The sequence below is a fragment of the Gayadomonas joobiniege G7 genome (genome assembly GCF_000300815.1).
In the GTDB taxonomy this organism is placed as follows: domain Bacteria; phylum Pseudomonadota; class Gammaproteobacteria; order Enterobacterales; family Alteromonadaceae; genus Catenovulum; species Catenovulum joobiniege.
The window spans coordinates 138,339-155,529 of sequence record NZ_AMRX01000007.1 but is presented as its reverse complement, the minus strand read 5'-3'; the positions used below and the strand labels follow the sequence as shown (position 1 = coordinate 155,529).

Annotated in this window: 17 protein-coding genes; 13 read left to right on the top strand and 4 right to left on the bottom strand. The window is 41.5% G+C overall.

Annotated elements, in window-relative coordinates; genetic code table 11:
* The first annotated feature begins 25 nt into the window (after positions 1-25).
* From ampD to argR, 3 genes are read left to right on the top strand one after another with little or no spacing between them, the layout of a single operon-like run.
* Positions 26-643 (top strand): 1,6-anhydro-N-acetylmuramyl-L-alanine amidase AmpD, encoded by a 618-nt coding sequence (gene ampD, locus C727_RS0112870; RefSeq protein WP_017446058.1) that lies wholly within the window; start codon positions 26-28, stop codon positions 641-643.
* Entirely contained in the window at positions 594-1,421 is an 828-nt protein-coding gene (gene ampE, locus C727_RS0112865; RefSeq protein WP_081579228.1) for a beta-lactamase regulator AmpE, read from the top strand. The genes ampD and ampE overlap by 50 nt, the downstream gene beginning before the upstream one ends.
* Positions 1,422-1,442: 21 nt before the next feature.
* On the top strand, positions 1,443-1,910 hold the full coding sequence (gene argR, locus C727_RS0112860) for a transcriptional regulator ArgR (protein ID WP_026052709.1): 468 nt from the start codon (positions 1,443-1,445) through the stop codon (positions 1,908-1,910).
* 51 nt (positions 1,911-1,961) lie between these two features.
* Here the strand turns inward: argR and C727_RS0112855 are convergent, their stop codons facing one another.
* Together C727_RS0112855 and C727_RS0112850 are read right to left on the bottom strand one after the other, a co-directional pair.
* Positions 1,962-2,885, bottom strand: a complete 924-nt coding sequence (locus C727_RS0112855; RefSeq protein WP_017446055.1) for a diguanylate cyclase domain-containing protein — start codon at positions 2,883-2,885, stop codon at positions 1,962-1,964.
* Between the two features lie 11 nt (positions 2,886-2,896).
* Complete coding sequence (locus C727_RS0112850) at positions 2,897-3,220, bottom strand: Hpt domain-containing protein (RefSeq protein ID WP_017446054.1); 324 nt, start codon at positions 3,218-3,220, stop codon at positions 2,897-2,899.
* A 143-nt stretch (positions 3,221-3,363) separates the two neighbouring features.
* Here C727_RS0112850 and C727_RS0112845 point away from each other — a divergent pair, with 143 nt between their 5' ends.
* The 5 genes from C727_RS0112845 to C727_RS0112825 all read left to right on the top strand — a co-directional run bounded on the left by C727_RS0112845 (position 3,364) and on the right by C727_RS0112825 (position 9,561).
* On the top strand, positions 3,364-3,552 hold the full coding sequence (locus C727_RS0112845) for a DUF1289 domain-containing protein (RefSeq protein WP_017446053.1): 189 nt from the start codon (positions 3,364-3,366) through the stop codon (positions 3,550-3,552).
* Between the two features lie 93 nt (positions 3,553-3,645).
* Positions 3,646-5,034, top strand: a complete 1,389-nt coding sequence (locus tag C727_RS0112840; protein WP_017446052.1) for a PhoH family protein — start codon at positions 3,646-3,648, stop codon at positions 5,032-5,034.
* Between the two features lie 77 nt (positions 5,035-5,111).
* Positions 5,112-8,045, top strand: coding sequence for an RNA polymerase-associated protein RapA (gene rapA, locus C727_RS0112835; RefSeq protein ID WP_017446051.1), 2,934 nt, complete (start codon positions 5,112-5,114; stop codon positions 8,043-8,045).
* Positions 8,045-8,701, top strand: coding sequence for a bifunctional tRNA pseudouridine(32) synthase/23S rRNA pseudouridine(746) synthase RluA (gene rluA / locus C727_RS0112830; protein WP_017446050.1), 657 nt, complete (start codon positions 8,045-8,047; stop codon positions 8,699-8,701). The genes rapA and rluA overlap by 1 nt, the downstream gene beginning before the upstream one ends.
* A 20-nt stretch (positions 8,702-8,721) precedes the next feature.
* Positions 8,722-9,561, top strand: coding sequence for a DUF3530 family protein (locus C727_RS0112825; RefSeq protein ID WP_017446049.1), 840 nt, complete (start codon positions 8,722-8,724; stop codon positions 9,559-9,561).
* Positions 9,562-9,574: 13 nt separating this feature from the next.
* On the opposite strand, the gene C727_RS0112820 is transcribed toward C727_RS0112825, so the two are convergent.
* Together C727_RS0112820 and C727_RS0112815 are read right to left on the bottom strand one after the other, a co-directional pair.
* On the bottom strand, positions 9,575-10,639 hold the full coding sequence (locus C727_RS0112820) for an MJ1255/VC2487 family glycosyltransferase (RefSeq protein WP_017446048.1): 1,065 nt from the start codon (positions 10,637-10,639) through the stop codon (positions 9,575-9,577).
* A 7-nt stretch (positions 10,640-10,646) separates the two neighbouring features.
* Positions 10,647-11,150, bottom strand: a complete 504-nt coding sequence (locus tag C727_RS0112815; RefSeq protein WP_017446047.1) for a phosphatase PAP2 family protein — start codon at positions 11,148-11,150, stop codon at positions 10,647-10,649.
* 188 nt (positions 11,151-11,338) lie between these two features.
* Here C727_RS0112815 and rraA point away from each other — a divergent pair, with 188 nt between their 5' ends.
* The 5 genes from rraA (at position 11,339) to C727_RS0112790 (ending at position 17,115) form a co-directional block, all read left to right on the top strand.
* Positions 11,339-11,842: a ribonuclease E activity regulator RraA gene (rraA, locus tag C727_RS0112810; RefSeq protein WP_026052708.1), complete on the top strand. Its 504-nt coding sequence runs from the start codon at positions 11,339-11,341 to the stop codon at positions 11,840-11,842.
* 121 nt (positions 11,843-11,963) lie between these two features.
* Positions 11,964-12,506, top strand: coding sequence for a carboxymuconolactone decarboxylase family protein (locus C727_RS0112805; protein ID WP_017446045.1), 543 nt, complete (start codon positions 11,964-11,966; stop codon positions 12,504-12,506).
* Positions 12,478-12,960, top strand: a complete 483-nt coding sequence (arfB, locus tag C727_RS0112800) for an alternative ribosome rescue aminoacyl-tRNA hydrolase ArfB (protein WP_017446044.1) — start codon at positions 12,478-12,480, stop codon at positions 12,958-12,960. The genes C727_RS0112805 and arfB overlap by 29 nt, the downstream gene beginning before the upstream one ends.
* 148 nt (positions 12,961-13,108) lie before the next feature.
* The gene (locus C727_RS19105) at positions 13,109-15,211 is read left to right on the top strand and encodes an endonuclease/exonuclease/phosphatase family protein (protein WP_017446043.1); all 2,103 of its coding nucleotides are present in this window, start codon (positions 13,109-13,111) and stop codon (positions 15,209-15,211) included.
* 65 nt (positions 15,212-15,276) lie between these two features.
* Positions 15,277-17,115, top strand: coding sequence for a PhoX family protein (locus C727_RS0112790; RefSeq protein ID WP_017446042.1), 1,839 nt, complete (start codon positions 15,277-15,279; stop codon positions 17,113-17,115).
* The last annotated feature ends 76 nt before the right edge of the window (positions 17,116-17,191 follow it).

The window sequence follows — 17,191 nt, the reverse complement described above, 5'->3', positions numbered from 1 at the left end:
TTTACCATAATCCTCAGGCGTCAATATGAATACTCCGGTTAATGAAAATTTTATAAAAGATGATGTGCTGCCGTTTGCTAAGTATATACCTTCTCCCCATTTTAATGAAAGGCCTGCAAACACTCTGATCGATTTGTTGGTGGTACACTGTATCTCGCTGCCTGCTGGCCAATTTAATACCCCACACGTTAATGATTTATTTCTTGGCCAGCTAAATTGCCAAGCACATCCTAGTTTTGTTGATTTAGCTGATTTACGAGTTTCGGCTCATTTAGTTATTTGGCGAGACGGGCTAATCACACAGTATGTGCCTTTTTCAAAACGCGCTTGGCATGCTGGTCTGTCTGCTTTTGACGGACGCAGCGGTTGTAATGATTTTTCAGTTGGGATTGAGTTAGAAGGCTGTGATAATTTATCTTACACAGAAAATCAGTATCATAGTTTAGTAAAAGCCACTGCATGGTTAAGGCAAAAATACCCCAATATTACGTCTGATAAAATAGTGGGACATAGTGATATAGCTCCGGGCCGAAAAACGGATCCGGGTCCGGCATTCGATTGGCAAAAGTTTAAAACATTATTAGAGGCAGAGAATGACAATACTCAGTTTGATGATAGTGGTTCTTTTAGAACGACTACATAAACCTAGTCCAAGGTGGCACTTTAAACCTTGGTTTGATTTTTACCATAATCATATTCAAGGGGTGTTAAAAAAGCTTGAAGATTATGGCGCTGAAATAAAGTTAATTGTTTGGTTAGCGATTCCTTGTTTATTAGTAGCATATTTTCAAACCGCACTAGGAAATAGTCTTTCCGGGTTGTTATTTTCGAGTTTGATTTTGTATTTGTGTTTTGGCTGTCCAGAGCATCGCCAGTATTATAAAAAATATTTGCAAGCAGCTTGTCGACAAGATGCGAGTGCTTGTGCTGAATATGCTGCGGCGATAGGCGAAAAAGAAGGCTGTGATTGTGATCAATTTGGCCAAACCCTGATCTGGGTGAACTTTAAACATTATTTTGCGGTTATGTTTTGGTTTTTAGTGTTTGGTCCAGCCGGCGCCGTTTTATATGTTTTTACGCGGCAGCTTTATAGACAAAACCTAATATCTGATGAAAAGCACAGTGATCGGGCCGAAGGGCGCTTGATGTATATTCTAGATTGGGTGCCGGCTCGGTTAAGTGGTTTGGCTTTATTGTTTGTCGGCCATTTTAGTCGTGCTTTACCCGTTTGGTTATCCGAGTTATTTAAGTTTACGAATACCCGTGAGTATTTAACCCGTATTGCGGCGGCAGCAGAAGAATATCAGGCGCCTGCGGGGGACTATCTCTCCGAACCTTGTGTGTACGTAAAGCTGGCCAAACGTGCATTTATTTTTATGCTCGCGTTAGCAGCGATGCTGAGCTTATTGGGTGTGATATAATATCGATATTAAAAACGACGGATACAAATTTTGAATCAACAAGATACCTTATTAAAAACATTTAAAACCCTGCTTAAAGAGCATAGTTTTGCTTCACAAGCCGATATTGTTGAAGCATTAAAACAAGAAGGGTTTGATAATATTAGTCAGTCTAAAGTATCGCGGCTGTTGAGTCGGTTTGGCGCTGTAAGAACACGTAACGCAAAACAAGAAATGGTTTACTGTTTGCCACCTGAGTTAGGCGTGCCTACCACCCAAAGCACGCTCAAAAACTTAGTTGAATCTGTCACTAACAATCAAGCGATGATTATTGTTCGTACAACCCCAGGGGCGGCACAGTTAATTGCCCGTATGTTAGATTCATTAAATCAGTCACATGGTGTTTTAGGTACGATAGCAGGGGACGATACCGTATTTATTGCGCCGGTTGATGTTGATGAAATAGAGCAAACATGCGATCAAATTAACCAATTTTTTGCGTCAGTGTAAGTTTTACACTTTTTTTAGCGGCTTGGGTGGCCGCTAAAAAATTCTATTCCATCAATCTAACTGACCTGACGCAAATTGATTACGGCCATTGCGTTTGGCCTGATAGAGTTTTTGATCGGCAAACTCTTGCAATGTTTGAGGTTCCACCTGATTGTTTGGGATGGTTGTTGCAACTCCCATACTCACAGTCACTAAATCCGACACATGGCTATAACCGTGAGCGATAGCTTGTTCTTTTATTTGTCGCTGGATGTTTTTGGCAACGGATTCAGCGTCACTTTGGTTTGCGTCAGGTAATAAAATAACAAACTCTTCTCCACCATAACGTGCAGCTTTGTCACCAGCACGGCGCAGGGTTGTTATAATTGCTTGCGCAACTTCATAAAGTGTCTCATCCCCTCGACTATGGCCGTAATTATCGTTGTAGCGCTTAAATTCATCTATATCTAACATAATGAGTGAGAGTGGAACTTGCTTACGCCCGCAGCGACGCCACTCTTTTTCTAAGTGCTCATTGTAAAAACGGCGATTTGGGATTTCGGTCAGACTATCAATTGAAGCAAGCGATTCCAGCAAATCAGACTTGCTTTTAAGCGCGAGTTGGTTACGGACCCTTGCTTTAACTACGGTAATGTTGAAAGGTTTGGTGATATAATCCATCGCGCCTAATTCAAGGCCAACAGCTTCGTCCTCAGCAGCGTCTTTACCAGTAATAAAAATGACCGGGATATTTTTAGTTTCGTCGTTCTGGCGCATATGCAGCAGCACTTGATACCCATCAATATCTGGCATTTGAATATCTAATAACACAAGATCGGGTTTATCTTCTGTGTTTAAGATATCCATTGCTTTTTGTCCACTGTCCACTGTGGTGATTCGGTAAAAAGGATTAAGTGCATTCTCCAATATCATCAAATTGATAACTTGGTCATCGACGATCAGAATGTGTGGCACAGCGGTTGATGAAAGCTTCATTCACTTGGCCTTTAGCCTTGTTCGACTTCTTTACGAATATTAATTATTTCTTCAGCGTAGCAGGCCAAAGTCTTTTCGGGAACTTCCTTTGACCCTTTAATCAGTCCTTCAATCTCTTTTACCTGTTCAGTTAAGTTTAGCATACCTAAGTTAGCAGCAGCGCCTTTAACTGAATGAGCTAATTGCGTGGCAGCCTGATACTCTTGTGCCGCCAACAAAGCTTCGAGTTCAGCGGGTGATTGGCTATACTCTTGAACAAACTTATTTAGCAACATTTGTAACAACTGCTCGTTGCCACCGAGCCTGCGCAATGCGTCTTCTCTGTCGATAACCAAAACACGTCCCCTATTATTTTTTGTGTCATCACATAATAAAGATATATCGCTTGTTTGTTAAGTCCTAATTCAGCTAAGCTTGGGCGTAAAGCTAAAAGGCTTAAGTTCAATTTTAGACGTGAAATCAGTAAAAAGGTTGTCCAGTGTCAGACTTTCCAAAGAATCGAGTATTAAATCCCTGTATTGGTTACTGTTTATTTAACGATGACAGCATTTGTGCTGGGTGTGGTCGCAGTCGTGATGAACGCGCCGATTGGATCTTCATGTCTGAAAGCGAAAAACAGGCAACCGTGATTAAAGCAAAAGAACGTTTGCCAAAAAAGAATAAATAAATTTATTGCCGGTTGGATGATTTTGGGTTTATTGTTGGTAATAGGGTTAATTGATTTTTGCACGTACAAATCAGCAAATAAGATGAGGATAGGATGACGAAACAAGAAAAAAAAATATATATTCTAGATACCAATATTTTGCTACACGAGCCATTAGCCTTTTTAAACTTCCAAGAACATGATGTGTTTATCCCAATGACAGTTTTGGAAGAATTAGACCATATCAAAGACCGCAAAAAAGACGTAAGCCGGGATGCACGAGTTGCCATCAGGGCATTAGAAGATACCTTAAAAGATGCCACCCCAGAACAAATCACTGAGGGCGTCGTTATGCAAAACCATGGTAGTGAATATAGTGCGACAGGGCGGCTTGCGATTTACCCTGATCATTTATTAAAACAAGAGCGGATCACGCTACCAGGGCCAGAAAACGATAACCAGATCATTAACGCAGCCTTGCACCTACAGCAGGATAAGAGCGATAGAGCTGTAATATTGGTAACAAAAGACATTAACATGCGTCTAAAAGCAAAAGGCGCTGGCATGCAGCGGGTCGAAGACTACCGCACTGACCAATTAATTTCAGATATAAAATATTTAAGTACCGGCTATGCCGAAATAGAGGGCGACTTTTGGTCTCGGGTTGATAACTGTGAGAGTCAAACCGAGGGGCGTGAAACCACTCATTTGATTGAACGTGAATTATTACCTCAGACGGTTTTTGTGAACCAATATATTTTTGATCAAAGCCATGGGTTTGTTGGTAAGGTGGTCGAGCATGATCAAAAACAAGTGCGTTTAAAAGATTTAGGTTACGACAGGCTTATGGGGCGGCAAGCTTGGGGCATATCACCCAAAAATTTTCATCAGGCGATGGCTTTAGACGCTTTATTAGACACCTCAATTGATTTGGCTTTATTAACTGGGCCAGCCGGTAGTGGTAAAACCTTATTGGCGTTGGCCGCTGCGTTAGAAATGGTGGTTGAAAAAGGCATTTACGAAAAAATCATAGTCACAAGAAATACACCTGAGATTGCTGAATCTATTGGTTTTTTACCCGGCACCGAAGAAGAAAAAATGGCACCTTGGCTAGCAGCTATCAATGACTCGTTAGATTTTTTACACCGTCATGATGAATGCCGAGAAAGCAGCATGCGCTATATTATGGAAAAAGCCAATATTCAGTTTAAATCAGTCAACTTTATGCGGGGCCGCAGTATTCAAAAGTCGATTGTAATTTTGGATGAATGTCAAAACATGACCTCGTCGCAATTAAAAACTATTATTACCCGGGCAGGTGAGGGCACTAAGCTGATTTGTTGCGGTAATCTGGCGCAAATTGACAGTAATTATTTAAGTCCGTTAACATCGGGTTTAACATACATTGTTGAAGGTTTTAAAGATTTTGAAGGCAGTGCCACTGTTCACATTGATGGTGTTGTACGTTCTCGTTTAGCCTCTTTTGCCGAGAAAAATCTATAAAAGACACATTATATAGTGAAAGACAGCGACGCTTTGGGTAACATACGCGACCTTCAAAATAGGAGTAGTTGATCACTATGAACGAACTAGCACTAGGACAACGCTGGATAAGCGATTCTGAGTCTGATTTGGGGTTGGGCACCATTGTTGCGGTGAATGGCCGACGCATATCTATGTTATTTCCGGCAACTGGCGAACAGCGAGAGTATGTTGCTGGTACCGCACCGTTAACTCGAGTTAGCTTTAATCCAGGTGACACGGTAGAAAGTGCAGAAGGTTGGACGCTAAACATTGAACAGGTCGTTAATGAAGAAGGTATTTTTATTTATCTTGGGGTACGTTCAGATAATGGTGAAAAAACTCAGCTCATTGAAACCCGCTTGAACCACCATATTAAATTTAATAAACCACAAGATCGGCTTTTTACTGCCCAAATTGATCGCAATGATTGGTTTACCATGCGATATGACGCACTAAGATTGCAACACCAATATCAAACGAGTGGTTTAGTTGGTCTATGTGGCGCTCGAACCGCGTTAATTCCCCACCAATTACACATTGCAAAAGAGGCCGGAGGTCGTTTTGCGCCTCGCGTTTTATTGTCTGATGAAGTTGGTTTAGGTAAAACCATAGAAGCGGGTATGATCATTCACCAGCAATTGTTAACGGGACGAGCTTCTCGCATCTTGATTCTACTGCCAGACTCGTTGCAATATCAGTGGCTGGTTGAAATGCTGCGTAGGTTTAATCTTAAGTTTGCAATTTTTGATGAGGAGCGCTGCAATGAGTATACAGATAGTGATGAAAATCCGTTTGAAACCGAACAACTAATCATTGCGCCGGTGCGATTATTGAGTGAATCAGATAAGCGTTTAGCACAAGCCTGCCAAGCAAATTGGGATTTAGTTGTAGTTGATGAAGCCCACCATTTACAATGGTCTGAAGTTGCACCAAGCGCTGAATACCAAGCCGTTGAACAACTCGCTCAGGCGTGTGCCGGGTTATTGTTATTAACAGCAACGCCTGACCAGCTTGGTCATATGGGGCACTTTGCCCGCTTGCGTTTATTGGATGCAGAACGCTTCTTTGATTATCAAAAATTTGTAGAAGAAGAGTCTGGTTACCAAAAAATTGCCGAAATAGCTAAAGTGCTTCTGCAAGCCGGTGAGGTCAGCCAAGATTTATTAGAATCTTTAACGACCTTAATTGGGGGTATAAATAACGTGCAAAACGAATCTGCGCTGTTAAATATTAACGCAAAAGATCCGGCTAGCAAAACCGCAGCACGCCAACAAATTATTAATAGTTTAATTGATCAACATGGTACAGGGCGCGTCGTATTTAGAAATACTCGAGCGTCAGTAAAAGGTTTTCCAAAGCGGCAGCTGCATGTCGACTCATTAGAACTGCCCGCCGAGTACCAAGCCGCTCTGCAATGGTGGGCTAGGCGTTATGGTGAGCAAACTGTCGAGCAACTTGGTGAACGTCAAATAGCTGAATTATTGACACCCGAAATCATCTACCAAAAAGCGATTAGTGAAGACATTGAGTGGTGGCGAATTGATCCTCGGCTGGCTTGGGTCGAGCAATTAATTCGAGAAAATGCAAACGAAAAACTGCTATTAATTTGTGCCCATGCCAGTACAGCTATCACTTTAGAGAACGCGCTAAGAATTAAATTTGGTATCAACTCAGCGGTTTTCCACGAAGGTATGAGTATTGTTGAACGAGACAGAGCGGCAGCTTGGTTTGCCGATCAAGAAGAGGGCTGTCAGTTATTAATTTGTTCTGAGATTGGTTCAGAGGGCCGTAATTTCCAATTTGCGCGCCATTTAATGTTGTTTGATATTCCTCTGAACCCAGACTTATTAGAACAAAGAATTGGCCGCTTAGACCGCATTGGCCAAGCCCATGATATACAGATACATATTGCCAATTTTGCTGGTAGCCCGGCGCAGCAATGGTTTAACTGGCAACACAAAGGCATTAATGCCTACGCAGATACGTGCCCTGCTGGGGTTAAAGTATATCAGTCACAAAAAGACGTTTTGTTAACTGAGTTAAGCAATTTAGATTACCAAGATGGTGCGTTTGACGGTTTAATCGCCCAAGCGAAGGCGCAGATCACAGCGCTAAATCAACAGCTTGAACAAGGTCGAGATATTTTGCTTGAGCTAAACTCAAAAGGCTTTGATGGCGAAGCGCTAGCCAAACAAATTGACGATCTGGATGATGATACCTCTCTGGTTGCTTTTATGCTACAAGTGTTCGACACCTATGGTGTTTCGCAAGACGACAAAGGCGAACAATGCCTGGCAATAAATCCAACTGAACATATGTTAGAAGCCCATTTCCCTGAGTTGGGAGATGAAGGCATGACGATCAGTTTTGACCGCGACACAGCACTATCACGGGAAGATGTTCGTTTTATTAGCTGGGATCACCCTATGGTACAAGGCTGTTTTGAGATGATTTGCAGCGGTGAAATCGGTAATAATGCGGTGAGTGTGCTTAATAATAAAGCCCTTCCCGAAGGGACCTATTTATTAGAGCTTATTTATGTCGTTGAGAGTAGTGCGCCTAAACACCTGCAACCGGGGCGATTTTTACCACCCACACCGGTGCGTTTATTATTAGATAAAGCGGCCAATAATCTCGCTGAAAAAGTATCTTTTGATAATTTAAATAAGCAGTTAAAACCCGTAAACCGGCAAGTCGCTTCGCAATTAGCAACTGCGTTACAACCACAAATACATGAGTTGATAGGGCGATCAGAAATTATTGCCAATCAGCAAAAAGAGCATTTACTCAGTGATGCGCTTAAACAAGTAGAGTCTGATTTAGGGGCTGAAATTGCAAGGTTAGAAAACTTAAAAGCCGTTAATCCAAGTATACGTCAGGATGAACTTGATGCGCTTTATACACAAAAAGATGAATTAAAAGTGCAACTACAACAAGCTAAAATAAAATTAGATGCGCTTCGTTTAGTGGTTGTGAGTCACAATAAATAGTGGTGTTATTAAACTACAACCCACCACAATCACCGCAACTCGACGTTGTTTTTCGTGATAACCATATTGTGGTATTCAATAAACCTAGCGGCCTGTTGACTGTTCCCGGTAAACAGGCCATTCATAAAGACAGCTTGGCGGTGCGGGCGGCTCGAGTGTGGCCTAATATTGGGGTCGTGCACCGGCTAGATATGGCAACTTCCGGATTGTTGGTTTGGGCGCTAGAAAAAAAAGTGCATGGCAAATTGGCGCAGCAATTTGAAAAACGGACAACTAGCAAAGAGTATATTGCACGGATTTTTGGGCATCCAGTTGCCGACAGCGGCGTGGTAGATTTACCGCTTATTTGTGATTGGCCAAATCGACCTAAACAAAAGGTGGATCATTTGTCTGGGAAAAGTTCACAAACTTTTTGGCAGGTTATTCAGCGAGAGGCGTGCGCAACACGAGTTCGTTTGCATCCGATTACTGGGCGTTCGCATCAGCTGCGCGTGCATATGTTAGCAATGGGACATCCTATTTTGGGCGATCGTTTATACGCGAATGAGCAGGCGTTAGCAATGGCAATACGGTTACAATTACATGCACATAAACTTAGTTTTAACCATCCAGTCGATGGGCGGCGCTTGCAATTTGAAAGTCCGTGTCCATTTTAAGCGGTCTTAGGTGATTATTGATGTTAAAATTGGCGTTATACTGGGTCATCATATTTTATTCATTAGTGGCTAGTTCTGCCACTGATAGCCGGCTCTGGCCCGCGAACCCAGTGCAGTTATACCAGTCAGATATGGCTAAATACGGCACTGCTGAGACGTTAAAATATGTCAAGTTGAACGAGCAAGATTATCCAATCTGGTTTGCGCTTCATCAATCGACTCAACACAAGGCTAATTTAATTCTTCTGTTAGATACCAGTGAATACCCAACAGTTGAATTACCCACTATGATGATCGATTTATTAAACCAAGATGGCATTCAGGTAATAAGCTTACCTGTCCCCGCCTATGCGTACACCCATTTGCAAAACAATGACAAACAAACGGATGTTAAACAAAATATTGAGGATCAAAAAACTATTGCCGAAAAACAGCGTATGTTTTATTTAAAACAATTGTCCGAATTAATTAAACAAGCGAGTGCTCAATTTAGTCAACCCAAAGATTTATTAATTGCCGCGGTTGGCAAAAGTGCGGATTATTTGACACAGATAACGGCTGAAAAAATGGTTCAGCGCTACCGTTTAATGATTTGGTGGCAGGCTGATTTAAGTAAACAAACACTTGACGAGCATATCCAAAGTTTAGATCTGCCCGTGTTAGATTTACTTACCGAATCTTTTGCCGTAGATACACCCAGCGTGCCTCATAATCAGCAGGCAGAAATACGAGCACAGCAATTCCTTCGACTAAATAACCCTTATTATCGCCAACAGAATAGTTTTTCTCCTGCCGTTAAGATGCAACAACAGCAAGCGGCTAAACAGATCCTGGGATATTTAAAATCGCTCAACAACTAATGGGGATTATAAATTAAGCTGCGTCCTGTTTTAGTTTATGACTGACTTTTTTTGGAAACTCAACTTGAGACCATAATTGATCGAGCAAGGAGCGAGTTTGATTATATTCACCCTTCATCACCCAATCAATTAACGGTTGAGGATCGCTGGGAAACTTAACCCGGCCACCGTTTTTATGCTCTAGCCATTGCTCTACTGTTTCAAAATTGAGTTGTGGCATTACGGTTGCTAACCCTAACAGTTCTAATGTTTTGGCATTACTTTCTTGCTCAAATTGACCTGTGAGTGGTTTTAGTAAAATACGTTTTCCATAACATAAAGCTTCGCTTGATAATTCAAACCCTGCGTTGGCAATAATGCCTTTGCACTCTGCAAGATCATGTTTAAAACCTGTGCGGCTTAGCTTACGAAGTTTGATATGCTCTTGCTCACTATCAGCGTCTAAACTTGGGTGATAACAATAAAACTCATAATCACAAAAATCAGCCAGCATGGCAGTGATATTGGGCAAAGATTCAAACGGCAAATACACTAAAATTTTATTGTCTTTATTGTCTAAGGTATCGGGCTCATCAATAAAAGGCGGAATAATGTTCGCGCCAAAATGGTACCAATGCACGCCGAGGTTATATTGGCACGGCGCAAAGTATCTTAAGATTTTTTTATCAGTCCAGCCTGCGCCTTGCATAGGCACAGGTTGTAAAAAAGCCGCTTGATGAGAGATATTTATACTGGCAATACCTTGGCGACGCGCAGCCCATGCAGAGATGGGCTCAAAGTCGTTTAACACTACATCATAATTGCTTAAATCTAGCGCTTTTACATCGCGCCAAAATTGCAAAGGTTTGATATTTTGTAAGGTTGTTAATAAGTCAATACCGCCGTCTTTATGGGTAAATGACATACCTTGGCGAACCTGATAGTTGCCAAAAACTTGCATATCGAAAAACTTATTTGCTGGCCGGCCAGAAAAAAGGTAATCAACTTGGATACCTAGTTCATTAAAACGTTTTGCCATAATACGGGCACGACTAATGTGTCCATTACCGGTGCCTTGCACACCATAAAGAATTTTCATCTGTTTATTACAATACCAAAGATAAACTTAAAACCGCACTGGCACTGCCAAGAAGCGCACCAGCAAGAATGTCTGTCGGGAAATGAACCCCTAATAAAACGCGTGATAAACCAATTAAGCTGGCCCAAGTATAAGCAAACAAGGTAAAGCTAGGATAAAAATGACTGATTAAAGTCGCCATTAAAAACGCAGCCGCAGTATGACCCGAAGGTAGACTAAATTTATCACTCGGTTGAATATGGGCTGAAACCAATAAATCACTCGGGCGAATGCGTTTGAACGTTTTTTTAAGCACAAAATATGAGGGTAGCTCTAATAAAAAAGCAGTTAAACCAGCCGCTAAAAACCAAATCCCCTGGTGTTCTAAAACACATAAAGTAGCGGCCAGAATCAGATATAAATGACCGTCGCCCGTGCGCGAAATAAAACGAACGGCTGTCATGTTACGGTTTTGAGTGTAGGCAAATAGCCAACCGAATAACTGCTGATCTTTTGCGGTTATCAAATTCATATTCGTATCCTACTCAGTTTATCTTGCATTATGAAGCATAATAGTTAATCAATATGACGTAAAATTGAACTAAATGGGTCATTAATGTGACAAATCCTTGCCTGCCTACAGAGAGGAATTTCTTTGATAGATTTGTGCTTGTGAGCTGTTTATAATGGAGAAAATTTGTCAAAGATAAAGGTTGAACCATGGAATTTAGTACTTCTCTTTTGTGCGATATGTATGCCGATATGATTGATGTTGCCGAGCCACTATTTGTGTCTTACGGCGGTATCAGTCAATTCTACGGCAGTGTCACAACCGTAAAATGCTTTGAACATAATGGCTTGATCCGCCAGCTTGTGGCCGAAGACGGAAGTGGTAAGGTATTGTTAATTGATGGCGGGGGTTCAACTCGGCGGGCACTCGTAGATGCTGAAATTGCTGAAACTGCAGCGCAGAACAATTGGGAAGGCATTATAGTATATGGTGCGGTTCGTGATGTGGACGAGCTAGAAGAAGTGGAGATAGGTATTCAGGCCGTTGCTTCGATCCCAGTTGGCGCTGAAGATGATGATACAGGCGAGGTGAACATTCCGGTAAATTTTGCCAGCGTGACTTTTTTGCCTGATGATTATGTTTATGCAGACTCAACGGGTATTATTTTATCTCCCGAACCACTTGATTTAGATGAGATAGAAGAGGCGCTTTAAAGCGCCTTTATTTTTAAGTTTAATTTGAATGATTGTTCAAATTAGGCTTGAACCGGACAATAAAATCTGTTTCAATAACATTCAATCTTGAGCGATCATTCAAATTGTTAGGAGAAATATGATGACAGATTTTAAATTGCATACCGAAAAAACAGCCCCAGCCGCAGCACAACCTTTAATTGAAAACTCTAAAAAAGCTTTTGGCATGTTGCCGAATTTGCACGCGGTGATGGCCGAAGCACCAACTTTGTTAGAAGGTTATCAGGTGTTGCACGAATTATTTCAAAAAACATCGTTTTCTAAAGAGGAGTTGACTGTTGTTTGGCAAAGTATTAACAGCGAACATGAATGCCATTATTGTGTGCCTGCGCATAGCGCCATTGCCGCATCTATGAAAGTAGACGCAGAGATTAATGATGCCGCGGTAGCTCACCAGCCGCTCGCTGATGAAAAGTTGGAAGTTCTACGCCAAACCACACTTGCTATGGTTCGCCAGCGCGGTGTTTTAAAAGATGAGCAAATTGAAAAATTTCACGCAGCGGGTTATGGTAACCAACAATTATTAGAAATTGTATTAGGCCTGTCGCAGAAAGTAATGAGTAACTATACGAATCATTTGGCCAATACTCCGATTGATGAGCCTTTTAAAAAGTTTGCAAAATAATCACCCAACATCCACAAGTGAGGTCAGTATACATGCTGGCCCACTTAAAGTTTCAAATTCGGTAGAATTAGACCGCAATGATATCGAATGGCAATTTATTCGTGCTTCCGGCTCCGGAGGCCAAAAAGTTAATAAAACATCCAGTGCTGTATTGCTAGTATTTGATTTAAACACTGCCAAATTACCTGATTTTTACAGACATAAACTGTTAAATAAATCGGATCATAGAATTAGTGCAAGTGGTAAAATTTTAATCAAATGTCAAACCAGCCGTAGTCAAGAAGCGAATCGCAAAGAGGCATTAGAAGAATTACTTAAGTTGATTCGTAGCGTACAATACGTTGCTAAAAAACGCATTGCCACAAAACCAAGCAAAGCTAGTCAAAGACGCCGTTTAGACAAAAAAACACAGCGTAGCGGGACTAAAAAAATGCGGAAAAAGCCACAAATTTAATTGCCATATCAGGGCTGATTTGAACTGGTCGGATGTCAGTGCCATAAAACTGCAAAAAATGAGTCATTTTTCGTTCACCGAACAGTCACGTTAAGCCGATAGAGTTTCCCCCAAAATAAATCCTATAACTAAGAGTACGGGGAAAAACATGTTTAAAGCTAAGGTATTAGCCGGTTGTTTAGCGATGGCTCTGTCATCGTTTGCACAGTCGGATGTTTTATTTCAGGAAGATTTTTCGATTGGTTTAAATGGCCAGTTCACGCCAATAAGTGTCGCTAGTGATAAAAACTGGTTTAACGATACTTATAACAATACCAGTTCAGCTGCAATGAATGGTTACGGCCAAGATGTTGATAGCAATGACTGGTTAATCTCTCCACAGCTTGATTTAAATGGCTTTGACTCGGCAACTTTTTCATTTAAATCACGTGTTCGTTTTGATGGACAAAACATTAGAGTAAAAGTTTCAACCGATTATGTGCCGGGTCAATCACCTGAAAACGCGACTTGGACAATGTTAAATCCATCCTTGCCACAAGATGGCCAAGGCTCAAGTGGATCTGATTTTGAAACATCGGGCGATTTGGACTTATCAGCCTATTTAGGTGAAAAAGTTTATTTAGCTTTTCATTATACGTTAGATGCAAATGGCAATGGCGATGTGGCCGGCTGGTACATTGATGATGTTGTTGTTGAGGTAAGCGGAAACGACAATGCACTGCCGCTGACAGCGGCCATGACGGCCAGCAAGCAAAAATTACAGCTGGCGCAACCGGCACAATTTAAAGCTATGGCATACAATGGCGCTGGCGACTACGAATATATGTGGGATTTTGGCAATGGCCGTACAGCCACGGGTGCAGAAGTTGAATACGCTTATGATTCCGGCGGCAGCTTCACAGTATCATTAACTGTCAAAGATAAAGATGGCACTGAAAAAGTTTTACAAACCCAAGTGACGGTTGAAGAGCCAAATATCTATCTGGTTAAAGATAAAAAAGACAATATGCACCTGCGTGTTGCGACTTTTAACGCCAGTATGGAAGCTGAAAACTATGATGCTGATAATGCGGCTACTAAGGGCACTCAGATCTTAATTGATGAGTTAGCATCTGGTGATAATGAACAGATTAAAAATATTGCAGAAATCATCCAACGTGTGCGTCCGGATGTGGTGTTAATCAACGAGTTTGATTATATCCCAGACGAAAATTCAGGTGTTGAAATGTTTATTTCTCAGTATTTGAACGTACCACAAGCAGATGGTGCTCAGTCGATCAATTACGATTATTATTTTGTTGCACCTTCAAATACAGGTATAGCAACTAATTATGATTTAAATAACGACGGTATTTTTGATGGGGTTCGTAATGATGCTTTTGGTTTTGGTCAGTTCGAAGGCCATTACGGCATGGTTTTATTGTCTCGCTATCCAATTGTTGAAGAAGAGGTTCGCACTTTCCAAAAATTCTTGTGGAAAGACATGCCAGGTCACTTAATGCCAATTGACCCTGACACCGGTGATGATTGGTTCGATGCTGACGAAACCAACATAGTTCGCCTATCTTCTAAGTCACATTGGGACGTGCCTGTTAACTTTAACGGCGAAATTGTTCATATTCTTGCCAGTCACCCAACACCACCTGTATTTGATGGGGAAGAAGATTTAAATGGTCGTCGTAACCATGATGAAACACGTTTATGGGCGGACTATATAGACCCAGAGATGTCAGCCTACATTTATGATGACGAAGGCAACACAGGCGGTTTATCAGACAATGCCCGATTTGTGATTGTGGGTGATTTAAATGCCTCAACCGAAGGGGATGCCTACCCAGGCACGATAGAGCAACTGCTCAACCATGAAAAAGTCGATACCTTGTTTACGCCTTCGTCAGACGGTGGTTTGCACAATGATATCACTAACCCATTAGCGCCTTATCACACTGCTAACTGGAAAATGCGCGCGGACTATGTACTGCCATCTAAGTCAGGTTTAGCCATTGAGCAAGGTGATGTTTTCTGGCCAACTCAAGACCAAGATTTATATCCATTAGTCGAATCTCGCTCGGCTTCATCTGACCACTTTTTAGTTTGGTTAGATTTATCTGTTGAAGCAACCGCGGGTGAAGATGAAGAAGAAACAGATGACAGTGAAGAAATCGACAATGTCACCATTGAGAGTGGTTCGATGAATTGGTTGTTTATATTTGCCGGTTTGTTGTTCGCAGCCATCAGACGTAAAGCTTAACCCTGTTTGAAATAATAAGCCCGGCGGAGTTTGCCGGGCAACTTTAAATGTCACGGAGTCCAACTATGAAAACTGAAAACTTATTTAAAGCCAGCTTGATTGCAACCGCACTGGCATCTGTTTTAACTGCATGCACTATTGATTTAGATTTAGACGATGATGAAGATGATGCTGAACAGCCGTCTCAATCAGAAAGCTTAACGCTTAAATTTTCTGAGGTGGCTACCCCTATTACCACCAGCGCCCAGCAAAGCATCTTAGCCTCACGTGAAGTTGAAGTGAATGGTCAGCTTCAGTCTATCGGTTATAACCGTATTATGGCGACAGGTCACGAAGATTCAATCACAGGTGAGATTTTTGGTTTATCTAAAAACCACATGGATCAGCCCATTTATTTTGAAGATGGCAGTGAGTATGTTTGTAACGGTACTAACGATGGTGTTGGTTCAGGTTTAGATTACAACAGCTTGATCCATAAAAACGATAAAATTTACATGGTCTCTCAGTTTGAATGTCAAATTGGTTCTATGTACGTTCAAGAGTTAGCTCAAGACGCTGAAACAGGTGCATTATCGCCGGTTGAAGGCACCTTAGAGTTTATCAGCCAAAAAGATGAATTTGGTGGTTGGGTACACTGTGCCGGCCAAACAACACCTTGGAATTCACACTTAGGTTCAGAAGAGTATGAACCAAGTGGTGCATTAACCGTAGGTGAAGATGGCAAAACGGGTAGTTTCTATTATGATGCGATTGCGCCATATTGGGACGGTGACTTAACTAAAGCCAGCCCTTATTATTATGGTTGGACGCCAGAAGTTATTATTGAAGATAACGGTGATGTTACTTATCACAAACACTACAGTATGGGTCGTTTTGCACATGAGTTAGCTTATGTAATGCCAGACAACCGCACCGTATACTTATCGGATGATGGCACTAATGTTGGTTTGTTCATGTTTGTAGCTGATCAAGAAAAAGATTTAAGTGCTGGTACTTTATATGCGGTTAAATGGAACCAGGTTTCAAAAGAAAACAATGGTACTGCGAACCTTGAGTGGGTGAACTTAGGTCATGCAACCAATGCAGAGATCCGTGAGTGGGTCGCTAAAAAACCACACCTTTCAGACATCTTTGAAGTTAAAAAGCCAGTTGATGGTAGCTGTGAAGACGGTTATACGTCAATCAATGCGGGTTCACATGAATGTATTAAATTACAAGACATTAACCAAGATTCTGTGATTGATGAAAAAGATGAAAAAATCGCTTCTCGTTTAGAAACTCGTCGTTTTGCGGCTTATATGGGGGCCACGACCGAATTCCGTAAAGAAGAAGGTATTACCTTTAACGAGCGTGATGGCAAAATGTATATTGCTATGTCAGAAGTGGCGAGCGGTATGAACGATGCTTCAAGCAATGACACAGGCGGTCCTAACCATATTCGTGTCGATAGCAATGCTTGTGGTGTGGTTTATGAGTTAAACGTGAGCGCAGACAGCAGCATTGGTTCTGATTATGTTGCTAAAGATATGCAAGGTTTAGTCGCAGGTATCTCTAAATCTTATCCTGCCGGTGACAAATATGAAGGTAACTCTTGTGATGTAGACTCTATTGCATCACCAGATAACGTTTCATATTTAGCTGACTCTAATGTTTTAATTATCGGTGAAGATACGGGTAGCCATAATAACAACATGATCTGGTCATATGATTTAGATGAAGGCACTTTAACTCGGATCTTTACCACTCCGTTAGGCGCTGAAACAACTTCACCTTTCTGGTATAAAGATATCAATGGTTTTGGTTATCTAACAGCAGTTGCTCAGCATCCGTCTGGCCGTGAAGCGGACAAAGAATCTGAAATCGGTTATGTAGGCCCATTTCGTTTTTCAATGAACGATAAATAAACGCCTCTTAACTTATTGATATAAAGGGCGCACGAGCGCCCTTTTTCAGTTTTTATCAAGTTAAATCTAAATTGAA

Bases quoted from the DNA above. Each gene is read 5' to 3' on its own strand.
- C727_RS0112855 (WP_017446055.1), bottom strand. From the start codon at position 2,885: ATGAAGCTTTCATCAACCGCTGTGCCACACATTCTGATCGTCGATGAC.
- rapA (WP_017446051.1), top strand. From the start codon at position 5,112: ATGAACGAACTAGCACTAGGACAACGCTGGATAAGCGATTCTGAGTCT.
- C727_RS0112825 (WP_017446049.1), top strand. From the start codon at position 8,722: ATGTTAAAATTGGCGTTATACTGGGTCATCATATTTTATTCATTAGTG.
- arfB (WP_017446044.1), top strand. From the start codon at position 12,478: ATGAGCCTTTTAAAAAGTTTGCAAAATAATCACCCAACATCCACAAGT.
- C727_RS0112790 (WP_017446042.1), top strand. From the start codon at position 15,277: ATGAAAACTGAAAACTTATTTAAAGCCAGCTTGATTGCAACCGCACTG.
- rraA (WP_026052708.1), top strand. From the start codon at position 11,339: ATGGAATTTAGTACTTCTCTTTTGTGCGATATGTATGCCGATATGATT.
- C727_RS0112815 (WP_017446047.1), bottom strand. From the start codon at position 11,150: ATGAATTTGATAACCGCAAAAGATCAGCAGTTATTCGGTTGGCTATTT.
- C727_RS19105 (WP_017446043.1), top strand. From the start codon at position 13,109: ATGTTTAAAGCTAAGGTATTAGCCGGTTGTTTAGCGATGGCTCTGTCA.
- ampD (WP_017446058.1), top strand. From the start codon at position 26: ATGAATACTCCGGTTAATGAAAATTTTATAAAAGATGATGTGCTGCCG.
- C727_RS0112840 (WP_017446052.1), top strand. From the start codon at position 3,646: ATGACGAAACAAGAAAAAAAAATATATATTCTAGATACCAATATTTTG.
- C727_RS0112820 (WP_017446048.1), bottom strand. From the start codon at position 10,639: ATGAAAATTCTTTATGGTGTGCAAGGCACCGGTAATGGACACATTAGT.
- ampE (WP_081579228.1), top strand. From the start codon at position 594: ATGACAATACTCAGTTTGATGATAGTGGTTCTTTTAGAACGACTACAT.
- C727_RS0112805 (WP_017446045.1), top strand. From the start codon at position 11,964: ATGACAGATTTTAAATTGCATACCGAAAAAACAGCCCCAGCCGCAGCA.